Below are 13,794 nucleotides of genomic sequence, written 5' to 3'. Positions count from 1 at the left end.
ACTGCCCCATATCAGGATGTATAAACCGTAATGTGCCCCGATAGATGGGGGTTGTCCACCCCGCACCTGTATCCTGTTTAAGGCATATCAACCAACCAGTTCAATCTCGAAACGTGTTGCAACATCCAGGGCCTGGCCCAGACGCTCCAATCCACGGCGCACGCTCTCGCCTTTCACGGCCACACGGGCAGATGTCAGGATCAGCACCAGCGCATTCCCTTCCCATTCAAGAGAGGTGCCTTCCAGCAACTGCCCAGCCCCACCGGAAAGAGAATAGGCCAACCGTAAGGCCAGCCCCAGCACCACGGCACTTTTCCAGTCTGCCTCACTCAACAGGGCGCGAGACGTTGCCAGAAAGGGAGCCTGCTGATCTGCCGCGTAACGAACAGCCAGCGCCAGCGCCAGCCATGCGCGGGAAGGATGGTCAAACCCGCCACTTTGCACCCGCAAAATACGCCAATAGGTTTGTTCCGCCCGATATTCCGGGTGATCATGGCTCCCGATATCAGACAGATAGCAGGCCAGATGGCGCAGGTATTTTTCTTCCGCCGTTTCCTCTGGCCGCAAAAAATCTGTCCACTTCATCAAGGCATACGGTAATGAATTGCTACGCCCGAAACGGGCACACATTTCACGCGCCACCACATCCATCGGGTTCTGGGCCAGAATATCCGGCGCCACCTTGAGCATGTACCAGCCCTCGCGCAGGCCATCCACGCAAAATACAATTTTGTCTGGCTGCACCTTTTTCATCAGGCGCCGCAGCACCATGGCAGCAAAAGGTGTATCATCCAGCCGCTTGCGTGGTGCACCGGGCAGACGCTCCAAACTGCGGCGCGAGCTGTTTTGCAGCCAGCCCGTCATCTCCCGCGCTTCCTGCACATCCATTGTATAATAGTGCACGATGTTGAGCGGATATTGCGTGCGCGCAATCTGGAGCCGCGCCAGCGCACGGAACGCCCCACCTACAAGATAAAGCGTGCTACCCTTAACCTTGGGCAACCATTCCACACCGCCAATATCCTTGTCTGCCAAGGTTTTGGCTTTATCCAGATCCCGGCCAGAGCGATCGGCCAGTCGGATCATCCCCAGAGGCAGGGTTGTGGCATCATGCCGCCCCTGCGGTGTAAGATGAATAAGCTCCAGTGACCCACCGCCCACATCCGCCACCAAGCCGGATGCACCGGGAATACCGCACATAACGCCAATGGCGGAATGATCGGCCTCCTCCTTGCCGGAAAGAATACGGATGGGCACACCGGGCATGCTCTCACGCAGGGTTTGTACAAAAGCCGGACCATTGCTGGCATCCCGCACAGCGGCGGTTGCCAGGATTTCAAACGGATCAGCCTTCATGGCGCGGGCAATGGCATGGAAGCGGCTGAGCACTTCCTTTGCCATTTCCACGCCCTCTTCATTCAGCTTTCCGGTTTCCGTCAGCCCGCGCCCCAAACGGAGCACGGCCTTTTCATTGAAAATGGGAAGCGGATTGCGTGAGCGTCCTTCAAAAACCACAAGCCTTACGGAATTGGAGCCAAGATCCACCACAGCGGACCGGCACGGCTGCTCTGCTTCCATCAGAAGCCCCTCCCCGTTTGCAGAAACTGCCCGCGCAGCTTGGAACAACGGGGATGAGATAATCCCGACGCAAGAAAAAAGCTCATGATTTCAGACATCAATCTATCAGCAAGTCCTGTGAAGAGGTCAAAGATGCCGGGGCCCGGATGGGTGTGTCATGCGCAGCAGAGCCTCGCCCGGAAAGGGAAGGATGTGTCATAAACCATTCATGTGCGGAAAATGGGCGGTTGCCGGGGTTGACGCGCCGCCATTCTCCATTCTGCTCCAACATCCATGACTGTAAGGTATCTCTAATATTGGACACCATGATCTGGCCCAAAACCTGCGCATGCACGGTGGGGTTGGTAATGGGCACCATGCTTTCCACACGCCAATCCATATTCCGCGTCATCCAGTCTGCCGAGGAAATAAAGACCTTGGCATAGCGCGATGGCAGGCGGTGTTCGTTCCCAAACACAAAAATGCGCGAATGTTCCAAAAAGCGCCCGACAATGGATTTAATGCGGATATTTTCAGAAAGCCCCGGCACACCCGGTCGCAGGCAGCAGATGCCGCGGATAACGCCAACAATCTTAACCCCTGCGCAGGAGGCTTTGTACAGGCAATCAATCAGTTCCGGGTCCACCAGTGCATTCATCTTCAACCAGATGCTGCCCGGTTTACCTGCCTTAACGTGGTCAATTTCTTCCTGAATCAGTTCTTTCAACGTGCTGCGGATGGTGATGGGAGAAAAGGCAATTTTCTCCATCTGCGCAGGCATGGCGTAGCCTGTGACGTAATTGAACAGGCGCGCAGAATCCCGCGCCAATGCCGGATCACACGTAAAGAAGGAAAGATCTGTATAAATACGGGCGGTAATGGGGTGATAATTGCCTGTGCCAAAATGCGCGTAAGAGCGCACAAGCCCACCTTCACGCCGCACCACAAGGCTGAGCTTGGCGTGGGTTTTTAAATCCGCAAAACCAAACACTACCTGCACACCCGCAGCTTCCAACGCGCGGGAGAGGCGAATATTGGCTTCCTCATCAAAACGCGCGCGCAGTTCCACCATGGCGGTAACGGATTTACCGGCTTCTGCGGCCTCAATCAGCGCTTTCACAATGGGTGAATCGCGCGATGTGCGATACAGCGTTTGCTTAATAGCAATCACGTTCGGGTCCAGCGCGGCCTGCCGCAAAAACTGCACCACCACATCAAAGCTTTCAAATGGGTGATGCACCAGCAGATCCTTGGCGCGGATGGCGGCAAAGCAATCCCCGTTGAAATCCCGAATACGTTCGGGAAAGCGCGGGGTGTAGGGCGGAAACAGCAAATCCGGCCTGTCATCCACAATCATCTGTTTCAGGTCCACCACGCCGATCATGCCGGAATGCACGGCAATTTCATCGGGCGGCAGATCAAGGTCCGAGGCAATGGCTTCCGCCAGTTCCGTGGGCACCCGCTTTTCCATATCCAGATGGATGACCACCCCACGGCGGCGGCGCTTCAAGGCTGTTTCATAGGAGCGGACAAGATCTTCCGCCTCATCCTCAAACTCTACATCGGTATCGCGCACCACGCGCAACACGACGCTTTCCCCCACCTCCAGACCATCAAACAGACGATCAATAAACAGGGTGATCAGATCTTCCAGACGGAAGAAGCGCACCTTTGGGGGTGTTGTGGCATCTGCGGGGGCAGGAGATGGCAGGCGGATAAAACGCTCTATCTGTGCCGGCAGCAGAATAAGGGCGTTCATGGCAAACAGGCCGGTATCTGCATAAAGCAGGCGCAAGCCCAGTGCCAACCCCATATTGGGGATAAACGGCAGCGGGTGTGCCGGGTCCACCGCCAGAGGGGTGAGAACAGGGAAAACCCTGTCCATAAAGGTTTTGCCCAGCCAGTCCTTATCCGCATCTGTCAGCGCATCTGGCTCACACAGTTCCACACCGGCTTCTGCCAGCAGGCCGCGCAGTTCTGTCCATATCCGCTGCTGTTCACGCAGCAGGCGGGCGCAACGTTCACGCACAGCCTCAAGCTGCTGTGCTGGTGTGCGGCCATCGGGGGAGAGTTTGGTCAGCCCCTCACGCACCTGTCCGACAAGCCCCGCCACACGCACGGAATAGAATTCATCCAGATTACTGGCGCTGATAGATAAAAAGCGCAGGCGTTCCAAAAGTGGGTTGCGGGCGTTATCTGCCTCCTCCACCACACGCTGGTTGAAATCCAGCCACGAAAGCTCGCGGTTAATAAACCGTTCGGGCGTTTCCAGCGTGATCTGCCGCTCTGCCGTTTTTCTGCTCTGCCTGGGTTGGCGGGTAGAAGGTTTTCTGGGCGCTGCTTTCCGGGCTGGTGAACGAGCTTTTACAGGGGCCTGCTCTTTTTTATCCTGCGCCGTCACGTTTCTTCCTTTCCTTATGCTGCATCATGCGCCCCGTTTCCCGCCTTGGGGCAAGCAAAGCTTTACGCAAACGTAGGCAGCGCGAAAAGTTCAGCTCATCAACTTGATGATGATGTCATAAAACTGAAACATCACAACCGGTTTGAGATGAATATATTCATTATTCTTCACGCGTCAGCAGGCTTTCCAGCACATTGGCTGCCAAGGCGCGTGTAATAGGGCCGCCCGATTCCAATGCCGCCTGGTCCAACATAGCCACGCAATCCCGCATGGCACTTGCCCGGCGTGGCAGGCGGCGCAACAACCATTCTGTAACCTGTGCGCCCACCACAATCTGGCGCTCGGCCAGCAATCGCAACAAAAGGCGGTGCAAAAGCCCTTCCTCTGCCGGACCTACTGGCACAGAAGCCGTGGCCCGCAGGCGGCTGGCCAGATCTGGCAACACTACCGGCCAACGTGCGGGGGGCCTGCGGGCTACCATTAACAAGGCCACGCGCCGCTCCCGCGCCAGATTGATAAGATGCAGCAGATCGCGCTCATTGGGCACTTTATCAGCATTATCCAGCGCAGCAGCACGGAACCCGCCATCTTCAAACAGCATTGCGGCTTCATGCGTGTTCAGGCGGCTGCCTTCCATAATGGGCGCACCATAACGCCCCGCCCAAATGGAGAGCAGGTGCGTTTTGCCTGTACCACTTTCCCCCCACAGGGCCATGCGGCCTTCCGGCCAACGCGCAGCGGCTTCTGCATCCAGCACCCATGCCCGTGCGGCCGCATTGGAAGGTGCCGCCACAAAATCTGACCTTCCGAATCGGGGGCGATGCGCAAAGGGCAAGGCAATCTGTTCTGCCTCACTGCTCTCATTTTGGCGCTTTTGCCCGCCCGAAGGCGCGTTTAGGGCGTTTTTTGTGTCATCAATCCGTGTCATGCCGCTTTGCGCGCCGCTTCTCCTGCCGTAAAGACTGTCCTGAAGCGGGAATCCTAACCCACCCTGCCTCGCACATCGACCTTTATTCTCATTCGGACCAAGAGCACGCGCATGACGTCTTCACCTAGCACCCCTTCCTCCGGCCTCACTTACCGTGATTCCGGCGTGGACATTGAAGCAGGCGAAGCCCTTGTTGACGCCATTCGCCCGGCGGCCAAAGCCACAGACCGCCCCGGCACAATGGGGGGCCTTGGCGGATTTGGCGCATTGTTTGACCTGAAGGCCGCCGGCTTTAAAGACCCCGTGCTTGTTTCCTGCACAGATGGCGTGGGCACCAAGCTGACACTGGCTATTGATAATGACCTGCACGAAACAGTGGGCATAGATCTGGTTGCCATGTGCGTGAATGATCTGATTGTGCAGGGCGCAGAGCCTCTGTTTTTTCTGGATTACTTCGCCACGGGCCGTCTGTCTGTAAACAGTGCAGCCAAGGTTGTGCGCGGCATTGCCACCGGGTGTGAGCAGTCCGGCTGCGCTCTTGTGGGCGGTGAAACAGCAGAAATGCCCGGCATGTATGCCGATGGACACTATGATCTGGCAGGTTTTTCTGTTGGTGCGGCAGAACGTGGCGCGCTCCTGCCCTCCGGCATTGCAGAAGGTGATGCCCTTATTGCACTACCTTCCTCTGGCGTGCATTCCAACGGCTTCTCTTTAGTGCGGCGCATTGTGGCAGATGCCCATCTGGCATGGACAGACCCCGCAGCCTTTGCGCCGGGCAAAAACCTTGGTGAAGCCTTTTTGGAACCCACACGCCTGTATGTGCGCCCCGTTCTGGCCTTGCACAAAGCCAGGCTGCTGCACGGCGCTGCCCACATTACCGGGGGCGGCCTACCCGGCAACCTGCCCCGCGTGCTACCAGATGGGCTGGATGCAGTGATTGATCAGACATGGCCCGTACTGCCTGTGTTTAAATGGCTAGCCCGCACCGGCAATGTGGATACCGAGGAAATGCTGCGTGTATTCAACTGCGGTATCGGCATGATTCTGATTACGCCAGAACCCGATGCCGTTCTGGCCCGCCTGCATGATATGGGGGAACAGGCCGTGCGTATCGGCCATATTGCCAAGGCTGCTTCCCCCACCGCCAAGCCTGATTTGAAAATGCAGGCCGCCCCGGATTTTCGCGCAGCATGAGCGTGGAAAAAACACCCATTGCCATTTTGATCAGTGGCCGGGGCAGCAATGCCACGGCCTTGATCCGCGCGTGTGAAGATCCGTCCTTTCCTGCCCGCATCTGTCTTGTTTTAAGCAACAACCCGGATGCACCGGGGCTGGAAATGGCTAAAAAAGCGGGCCTGCGCACGCTGGCCATCAACCATCGTGATTTTGGCAAAAACCGTGAGGCGCATGAACGCGCTGTACACACTGCCCTTACGGAAGCTGGCGCTCAGGCTATCTGCCTTGCGGGCTACATGCGCCTGCTGACCCCGTTTTTAACCGGCGCATGGGCTGGCCGGATGCTCAACATCCACCCCAGCCTGCTGCCTGTGTTCCCCGGCCTGCATACGCATGAACGCGCGTTGCAAGCTGGCGTGCGCGTGCATGGATGCACTGTGCATCTGGTAACAGAAGGCATGGATGAAGGGCCTATTCTGGGCCAGGCCGCCGTGCCTGTTTTACCCGATGATACAGCAGATATACTTGGCGCACGCGTGCTCAAGCAGGAGCACCAGCTTTACCCACAAGTGCTCCGCCACTTTCTGCTTCAACGCCCTGTTTCTGCTCCGGCAGAGTGCGCCCTGCTTGTTGGGTAAGGCGCTTTTTCTTTTCTGTTTTCCTGAACGGTTCTGACAGTCTTATGAACACACCAGCACGCGCCCCCCGTTCCCCAAAACGTGGAAAAGGCCGCCCTGCCCCTCCGCAGCCTGATCCTACGCGCGATATCGCCTTTGATATTCTGTGCGGCGTGGTGGAACACCGGCGTATGCTAGAAAACAGCCTTTCCCGCTCTGCTCAAACGCATAAGGCCGAACCGCGGGACAAAGCTGCAGCACATCGTCTGGCCGCAGCCACATTGCGCCACATGGGCACGCTGCGCACTGTACTGGAACCGTTTTTACGCAAGGAACCACCAGAACCCGTACGTGTGGCGCTAGTGATCGGCTGCGCGCAGCTTTTGTTTTTAGAAACACCTCCGCATGCTGCTGTTGGCACCACGGTTTCCCTCCTGCGGCGGCGCAAGCTGGCGCCGTTTGCCGGGCTGGCCAATGCCGTGCTGCGCAAGGTAGCAGCAGAAGGACAAAACGTGCTGGAAGGGCTGGATCAGGCACGGCTGAACATTCCCGCGTGGCTTTGGAGTTCATGGAGCGCGCTGGGCCGGGGCGTGCCGCGTGCCATAGCTGTGGGTATCAGCCATGAAGCCCCTTTGGATATTACCCTGCGCCCCGGTGCCACAGCGCCGGAGGATGGCGTTGTGCTTCCCAACGGGTCTGTACGTTACCCGGCAGGTACCCGCGTTGCCGAACTGGCGGGATATGCAGAAGGTGCCTTCTGGGTGCAGGATGCTGCAGCCACATTGCCTGCACGGCTGTTAAATGTGCAGGCAACAGAAAAAGTGGCAGATCTGTGCGCGGCACCCGGCGGCAAAACGGCGCAGCTTGCTGTAACTGGCGCCCATGTCACCGCTATTGAGAATAACCCCAACCGCATGGCACGGCTGAAGGAAAATCTGGCACGTTTAGGCCTTGCCAATGTCACCACCCTGCAAGCCGATGCGGGCACATGGCAGCCGGAAACCCCGCTTGATGCCATTTTGCTGGATGCCCCCTGCTCCGCCACGGGCACGGCACGCCGCCACCCCGATGTTTTGTGGGTCAAACGCCCGCGAGATCTGACGGCACTCACCGCCGGGCAGGACCGTTTGCTGGAAGCTGCTAAAAACATGCTGCGCCCCAGTGGTCGGCTGGTTTACGCCGTATGCTCCTTGCAGCAGGAAGAAGGGCCAGACCGCGCCCGTGCCGCAGAGGCCATGGGGCTGGTGCCAGACCCGTTTACGCCAGAAGAACTGGCCTTTCTGCCAGAAGCCAGAACCGCCGAGGGCTGGCTGCGCACCCACCCCGGAATGTGGGCAGACAAAGGCGGTATGGATGGATTTTTTGCCGCCCGCTTTATCCGCCCATAACATTTGCAAAACTGTTTGAAAAAAGACCAAACATACGGTTGCGCACAAGCGTAGGATTGCCGATAAACAGGGTATGCACCCTGTATCTTATCCCCTTATCGCCCCAAGTGTTCTCGCTGCCGATTTTACACGGTTGGGAGAGGAAGTTTCAGCACTCAAACAGGCTGGGGCAGACTGGGTGCATCTGGATGTCATGGATGGGCATTTTGTGCCCAACATTTCGTTCGGGCCTGCGGTGGTCAAGGCGCTGCGCCCGTGCTCTGACCTGCCATTTGATGTGCACCTGATGATTGCACCGGTCGATCCGTATCTGGAAGCCTTTGCACAAGCCGGGGCTGATCAGATTCTGATCCACATTGAAGCCGGTCCGCATACGCACCGCTCCCTACAGCGCATTCGGGACCTGGGCGCCAAGCCGGGTATTGTGCTGTGCCCCGCAACGCCACCGGAAGCCATTAGTGAAGTGCTGGATCTGGTGGATATTATTCTGGTCATGACAGTCAACCCCGGCTTTGGGGGGCAGAAGTTTCTGTCCAGCCAACTTCCAAAAATTCGGCGTATTCGGGACATGATCGCCCAAAGCGGACGGGATATTCGGCTGGCTGTTGATGGTGGCATAGATGCCTCAACCGCGCCTCTGGCCATAGAGGCCGGGGCCGATGTGCTCATTGCCGGCAGCGCTGTATATGGCAAAACAGATTATGCTGCCGCCATTGCCGCATTGCGCGGGACTATTGCCTAGTCAAAATAAAGCCACATCAGGCAAATAAGCCCTTGTCTCAGATGCGTAGTCTATCACAATCCGACCATTATCCTTTTAGCACCTGCCTTGATGGAGTTTTGAACTTCTAATGCCCCTGCGTCGCTGGACTCGCGGAGCCCGTCTTGCCTATGCCATGCGCAACCCTTTGGGAGGGTTTGCCCGCGTGCCGGCTGCCCCTGCTGTTGCCTTGCGGGATCTGTGGTCTGGAAATGCCGCTGGCGGTGAACAACTTGTACGTAACCAGACACTTTTTGAAGGCACACAACGCCCCCTGCATGAAGGGGAATGGGATAACCCCCAATGGCCGGAAGCCTATCGCCGCTGGTTGCAGGGGTTTACATGGTTGCAGGACCTGCGAGAGCTTGGAGCAGAATCCGCACGGATCAAGGCCCGCACACTGGTAGCGCAGTGGATGGAGCAAACCCCGGCTGAGCGGCCTATTTCAGCCCCGTCCATAACTGGGGCCCGTCTGGCGGCGTGGCTGGGGTGTTACGAGTTTTTTGCGGCATCGGCAGATGATTCCTTCCGCCAGCAGCTTATGGCATCGCTGATTATGGAAGCCCGCTCCATAATGGCGCTGATGCCAGAGGAAGCCAAAGGCTGGCATGCGCTCACGGCCCTTAAGGGATTATTGGCTGTTGCTGTTTCCCTGCCTGATTATCCCGAGTTCCTTACCCGCTATCTGCGCCTGATTGATACGGCCATAAGCCAGCAGATTCTGCCCGATGGGGGCCATATTACCCGCTGCCCGGAAGATTTGCTGCAATGTGTGCGCGAACTGGCGGAAATGCTGTATATTCTACAGGTTGCCCGCGTGCCGCTCCCCACCAGTGTGCTAGATGCCGCCAACCGCAGTGCCCCGGCCCTTCGCGCCATGCGGCATGGAGATGGCGGGCTGGCACTGTTTAATGGCAGCAGTGAACAAAATCCCCAGTTTATTGAGCAGGTGCTCAACCGCGCATCCCGCACACGGGTTGTCGCAGCGGGCCTGCCGGACTCTGGTTTTGCGCGCCTGAACAATGGCCGCGCCCTGCTGATTGCCGATGCCGCATCCGCCGCGCCTGCCGGGTATGATGGCAGCGCCCATGCGGGTATGTTGTCGTTTGAATTTTCATCTGGCAGGCAACGGCTGATTGTTAACTGTGGCACCAGTTCCCTACATGTCTGGGCAGATGCCTTGCGTTATCCGGCTGCACATTCTGTGCTGGAACTGGCAGACCTCAGCCCCATGCGCTTTGATGCCGATGGCGGCGTTTCTCAAAAACCACAGGTTACACGCCAGATCTCCGTGCAAGATGGCGTACATTGCCTGAGCATGACGCATGATGGCTACAAGCCCCAGGGCGGAGGCGTGTATTCCCGCAAAATCTATCTGGATAAAGATGGCATCGTATTGCAGGGTATTGAGAAACTGGAAGATGTCAGTATTCCTGTACCCCTTTGCATCCGCTTTCATCTGCATCCTGATGTCAGCATAGAGCAGGAAGAGGATGGCTACCTGCTGCACACACCGGAAGAAACATGGTTTTTCTGGTCTGACGGGCATATCGAAATAGAAGAAAGCGTTTATCTGGGGCAAGGAAAGCGTGAGGCCACACGGCAGTTGGTGCTAACCCCGGCCACCACGGAACAAACGGCAGAAGATCCATCTCCTGCTGCCGCACACGTACATCCCGCAGAAGAAACAGAACAACCACAGGAAGCTGACCCACCAGCAGAAGCTCTTACCCCTGAAGTGCCAGAAGTGGGTTCTGGCCTGTTAACAGATCCTTCCGCCCCACATATTGGCAGTACGGAAAACACGCTGTTGCCGCCGCCGCCAGTGCCTCAGGCCCCAAGTAAGCCCCCTATTCGCTGGTCGCTTTCCCTTAAAAGCGCATGATGGGCTGACGTGAAAATTCTGGAAATCACAAACGTCGATTTTTCACTCACCCATTTTCTACTGCCCCTTATGCAGGAATTACGGGCAGAAGGGCACGAAGTGGTGGGCGTTTGTGCAGATGGCCCTTTGCTGCAACACCCCAGAAACGCGGGGTTTCGGGTTGAAACACTGCCCTTTGCACGTTCTTTTTCCGTGCCGGCGCAACTGCGGGCCTTTTGGGCGCTGGTGCGGCTGATAAAGCGAGAAAAGCCAGATCTGGTGCACGCGCACATGCCCATTAGCGGTATTCTGGCACGTGTGGCGGCCAAGCTATGTGGTGTGCCGCGCATTGCCTATACGTGCCATGGCTTTTTGTTCAATCAACCCGGATCCCGCCTGCGCCGTGGATTGGCCTTGGTGCTGGAAGTGCTTTGTGGCCACATAACGAATATTTATCTCACCGTTAGCCGGGAAGAAGCGCAGGATGCCAAACGCCTGCACATTCACCCTCACCCCATTGCCATTGGCAATGGCCGCAATCCAGCCCGCTTTCACCCCGATGCACAGGCCAGAACGCGTATTCGGGCAGAACTGGGCACCTCTGCACACACACCGGTGATTATTGTTGTCTCCCGCCTTGTGCGCCACAAAGGGCATCCGGAGCTTCTGGCCGCCATGCAGTATGTGCCAGATGCAGAATTATGGATTGTGGGGGAAAGGCTGGCATCAGATCACGGTGCCAATATGGAGGCATACCTTGCACACGCCCGCGAGGCCCTTGGCCCACGCCTGAAGTGCCTTGGCTATCGGGCAGATATTCCGGCTTTACTGGCAGCAGCAGATATTTTTGTTCTGCCCAGCCATTTTGAAGGTCTGCCCATGTCCATTATTGAGGCCATGTTATGTGGGTTGCCGGTGGTGGCCACCAATATCCGTGGCCCGCGTGAACAAGTTGTACCGCATGAAACCGGGTTGCTTGTGCCACCCGGTACCACAGCAGAACTGGCAGAAGCCCTTACAACGCTGGTTCAAAACCCCGTATTACGCCAGCGTATGGGAGAGGCAGGACGAAAACGCGCCCTGCGCCTTTTTGATGAAAAAACAATTCTACAAATCACCACCCGCCTGCTGACACAATAAGCGTATCAGGCCGGATGTAAGCAGCTTAATGCGTTGTGTTTGAAGCCGCAGATGCCGTTGGCACGGGCGTGCCTGTTTTATCCAGCAAATGGATGGTCAAACGGGAAGGAGACGCCGCAAAACGTCCACCTGCTCGGCTTTGATCCAAACGGATACGCACACCATCATTATTTTCCATCAGCAGGCCGCCAATGCCGCGCCCCACCGTGGCCTCGCCTGAAAGGGCCCAGAATGTGCCTTCAAAATCTTCAATCCGCTGAAGATTGTACACCTTGCCGACACTATGGCCCGAAGAATACCCAACAGCGATTGCAGAGGCTCCCTTGATTTCAAACGGATACTGGCGGTCTCCATAAGTGAGCACACCACGGCCCCACGTATATCCCACGCCCAGATCCGCCGAATGGGTATTGAATGTAACTGTTGCCGTAACCGGGCCAAGCATGGTTTCAGCGCCCGCAGGCATAAACCATGCCCCGCATAGCGCCAGCGCAGCAGCAAAATGGCGGGATGCAGAACGCATCAAAGGGCTCCCTGAATTCATTGAAACAACTTACCTTTTCCGTAGCGTAAAATACGGTGGAAACGGCTGACAAAACATTTTTGTAAATTCTGTCACGTTTTTATAGAATCAAGGATGGCATACCCACCCGCCCCTGCAAAGCCCTTTTCGCAAGAATTCACGACACGGTTTGAATGTGCGGTCAGTGCTCCCAGACAGGCTCCTTTAAACCTGCAACAAAAGCCGCATGGGCAGCCAGTTCCTGTGGTGTTGGCTGCACGCGCACAACCTTACGGTTCACGGGGCCTTCATACATTACAGAGGACAGTTGCCCATCTTCCGCCATCAGCCCAAGACCGTGCTGGCGGCCGCCCATCAGCTCCACATACACATCGGCCAAAAGCTTGCAGTCCAGCAGCGCGTTATGGGTGGTTCGGGCAGAAAGATCCACGCCAAAGCGGCGGCACAAGGCATCCAGACTGTTAGGCATACCGGGAAAGCGCTCGCGCGCCATATCCAGCGTATCCACCATACGCTCCATATCCAGCGTTTCTTTGCCTGCGCGTTTCAGCTCCGCATTCATAAAGCCAAAGTCAAACCGGGCATTGTGCGCAATAAGTGGGTCATCCCCCACAAAGGCCAGAAACTCATCTGCAATTTCGGCAAATTTGGGTTTGCCTTCCAGATCCGCCCGCGTGAAGCCATGTACGCGAGATGCTTCCTCTGGCACATCGCGCTCCGGGTCTATCAACGTGTGAAAGCTTCGCCCTGTTGGCAGATCTCCCACCAGTTCAAGGGCTGCAATTTCAATCACGCGGTCCCCCGTTGCCGGGTCCAGCCCCGTGGTTTCCGTATCAAACAGAATGGATCTTTTCATGCCCTCAGGCTCCTGATGAACTGGCGCACCTGCCGCTCTGTTTCTCGCATACTGCCGCCGGTGCGGATAACCTTGCTAGCCTGACGCACGCGTTGGGCATCTGGCATTTGCCGGGCTATCAGCTTGCGCGCCTCCGCCGGTGGCATGCCCCGCCTTTTGGCTACGCGTCGCGCCTGCACCCAATGTGGAGCAGACACCACCAGCACATCATCACATTCACGCTGGGCGCCTGTTTCATACAGCAGTGGAATATCCAGCACTACGCATTGTGCGCCCTGCAAGCGTTGCGTGCGTAAAAACCGTGTACGCGCAGCCCGCACCATGGGGTGAATAATGTGTTCCAGTTTTTTCAGCAACGCCGGTTGTTTTATCACAGCCTGCCGCAATACGGCTCTATCCAAATGCCCGTTTTGCACCGCATGCGGCACCAGTTGGGCTATGGCGGGCAAAGCGGCCCCATGATCTGCCTGCAGGCGGCGCACTTCGGCATCGGCATCAAACACCGGTAAGCCCGCACGCTGCAATAGAGTGGCCACGGTGCTTTTGCCCATGCCCATACCACCGGTAAGGCCCAGAATTTTCAT

12 protein-coding genes are annotated in these 13,794 nt (G+C 57.1%); 6 read left to right on the top strand and 6 right to left on the bottom strand.

The features are described 5' to 3' along the window. Positions 1–87 precede the first annotated feature (87 nt). The 3 genes from CSR02_RS10305 to CSR02_RS10295 all read right to left on the bottom strand — a co-directional run bounded on the left by CSR02_RS10305 (position 88) and on the right by CSR02_RS10295 (position 4,886). Complete coding sequence (locus tag CSR02_RS10305) at positions 88–1,578, bottom strand: Ppx/GppA family phosphatase (protein WP_099541590.1); 1,491 nt, start codon at positions 1,576–1,578, stop codon at positions 88–90. A gap of 97 nt (positions 1,579–1,675) precedes the next feature. Further along, positions 1,676–3,958: an RNA degradosome polyphosphate kinase gene (locus CSR02_RS10300; protein ID WP_099541589.1), complete on the bottom strand. Its 2,283-nt coding sequence runs from the start codon at positions 3,956–3,958 to the stop codon at positions 1,676–1,678. A gap of 160 nt (positions 3,959–4,118) precedes the next feature. Then, positions 4,119–4,886, bottom strand: a complete 768-nt coding sequence (locus CSR02_RS10295) for a P-loop NTPase family protein (protein WP_042786789.1) — start codon at positions 4,884–4,886, stop codon at positions 4,119–4,121. Positions 4,887–4,997: 111 nt separating this feature from the next. Between CSR02_RS10295 and purM the strand changes: the two genes are divergently transcribed. From purM to CSR02_RS10265, 6 genes are all read left to right on the top strand, one after another. Continuing rightward, positions 4,998–6,080, top strand: coding sequence for a phosphoribosylformylglycinamidine cyclo-ligase (purM, locus tag CSR02_RS10290; protein ID WP_099541588.1), 1,083 nt, complete (start codon positions 4,998–5,000; stop codon positions 6,078–6,080). Continuing rightward, positions 6,077–6,700: a phosphoribosylglycinamide formyltransferase gene (gene purN, locus CSR02_RS10285; protein ID WP_042786791.1), complete on the top strand. Its 624-nt coding sequence runs from the start codon at positions 6,077–6,079 to the stop codon at positions 6,698–6,700. The genes purM and purN overlap by 4 nt, the downstream gene beginning before the upstream one ends. A 44-nt stretch (positions 6,701–6,744) precedes the next feature. Next, complete coding sequence (locus tag CSR02_RS10280; protein ID WP_099541587.1) at positions 6,745–8,067, top strand: RsmB/NOP family class I SAM-dependent RNA methyltransferase; 1,323 nt, start codon at positions 6,745–6,747, stop codon at positions 8,065–8,067. Positions 8,068–8,140: 73 nt separating this feature from the next. Next, a complete protein-coding gene (gene rpe, locus CSR02_RS10275; protein WP_099541586.1) occupies positions 8,141–8,809 on the top strand; it encodes a ribulose-phosphate 3-epimerase in 669 nt (222 codons plus the stop codon). Between the two features lie 109 nt (positions 8,810–8,918). Beyond that, positions 8,919–10,712 carry a heparinase II/III family protein gene (locus CSR02_RS10270; protein ID WP_099541585.1) on the top strand — a complete coding sequence of 598 codons (1,794 nt, stop codon included), beginning with the start codon at positions 8,919–8,921 and terminating at the stop codon, positions 10,710–10,712. 9 nt (positions 10,713–10,721) lie between these two features. Next, positions 10,722–11,831: a glycosyltransferase family 4 protein gene (locus tag CSR02_RS10265; RefSeq protein ID WP_099541584.1), complete on the top strand. Its 1,110-nt coding sequence runs from the start codon at positions 10,722–10,724 to the stop codon at positions 11,829–11,831. A 25-nt stretch (positions 11,832–11,856) separates the two neighbouring features. On the opposite strand, the gene CSR02_RS10260 is transcribed toward CSR02_RS10265, so the two are convergent. The 3 genes from CSR02_RS10260 to coaE form a co-directional block, all read right to left on the bottom strand. Further along, a complete protein-coding gene (locus CSR02_RS10260) occupies positions 11,857–12,375 on the bottom strand; it encodes a hypothetical protein (RefSeq protein ID WP_183172567.1) in 519 nt (172 codons plus the stop codon). A gap of 160 nt (positions 12,376–12,535) precedes the next feature. Further along, positions 12,536–13,210 carry a DNA polymerase III subunit epsilon gene (dnaQ, locus tag CSR02_RS10255; RefSeq protein WP_099541583.1) on the bottom strand — a complete coding sequence of 225 codons (675 nt, stop codon included), beginning with the start codon at positions 13,208–13,210 and terminating at the stop codon, positions 12,536–12,538. Then, complete coding sequence (gene coaE, locus CSR02_RS10250) at positions 13,207–13,794, bottom strand: dephospho-CoA kinase (protein ID WP_099541582.1); 588 nt, start codon at positions 13,792–13,794, stop codon at positions 13,207–13,209. The genes dnaQ and coaE overlap by 4 nt, the downstream gene beginning before the upstream one ends.

Origin of the sequence: Acetobacter pomorum, from assembly GCF_002738225.1 — a bacterium.
Taxonomy (GTDB): Bacteria; Pseudomonadota; Alphaproteobacteria; order Acetobacterales; family Acetobacteraceae; genus Acetobacter; species Acetobacter pomorum.
Note: the sequence above shows the minus strand (reverse complement) of the source record. Positions and strands in the feature narration are given on the sequence as shown.

What these genes read in the sequence shown, in the direction of transcription:
- rpe (WP_099541586.1), top strand. Translation starts at nt 8,141, where the DNA reads ATGCACCCTGTATCTTATCCCCTTATCGCCCCAAGTGTTCTCGCTGCC.
- coaE (WP_099541582.1), bottom strand. Translation starts at nt 13,794, where the DNA reads ATGAAAATTCTGGGCCTTACCGGTGGTATGGGCATGGGCAAAAGCACC.
- dnaQ (WP_099541583.1), bottom strand. Translation starts at nt 13,210, where the DNA reads ATGAAAAGATCCATTCTGTTTGATACGGAAACCACGGGGCTGGACCCG.
- purM (WP_099541588.1), top strand. Translation starts at nt 4,998, where the DNA reads ATGACGTCTTCACCTAGCACCCCTTCCTCCGGCCTCACTTACCGTGAT.
- CSR02_RS10270 (WP_099541585.1), top strand. Translation starts at nt 8,919, where the DNA reads ATGCCCCTGCGTCGCTGGACTCGCGGAGCCCGTCTTGCCTATGCCATG.
- CSR02_RS10295 (WP_042786789.1), bottom strand. Translation starts at nt 4,886, where the DNA reads ATGACACGGATTGATGACACAAAAAACGCCCTAAACGCGCCTTCGGGC.
- purN (WP_042786791.1), top strand. Translation starts at nt 6,077, where the DNA reads ATGAGCGTGGAAAAAACACCCATTGCCATTTTGATCAGTGGCCGGGGC.
- CSR02_RS10260 (WP_183172567.1), bottom strand. Translation starts at nt 12,375, where the DNA reads ATGAATTCAGGGAGCCCTTTGATGCGTTCTGCATCCCGCCATTTTGCT.
- CSR02_RS10305 (WP_099541590.1), bottom strand. Translation starts at nt 1,578, where the DNA reads ATGGAAGCAGAGCAGCCGTGCCGGTCCGCTGTGGTGGATCTTGGCTCC.
- CSR02_RS10280 (WP_099541587.1), top strand. Translation starts at nt 6,745, where the DNA reads ATGAACACACCAGCACGCGCCCCCCGTTCCCCAAAACGTGGAAAAGGC.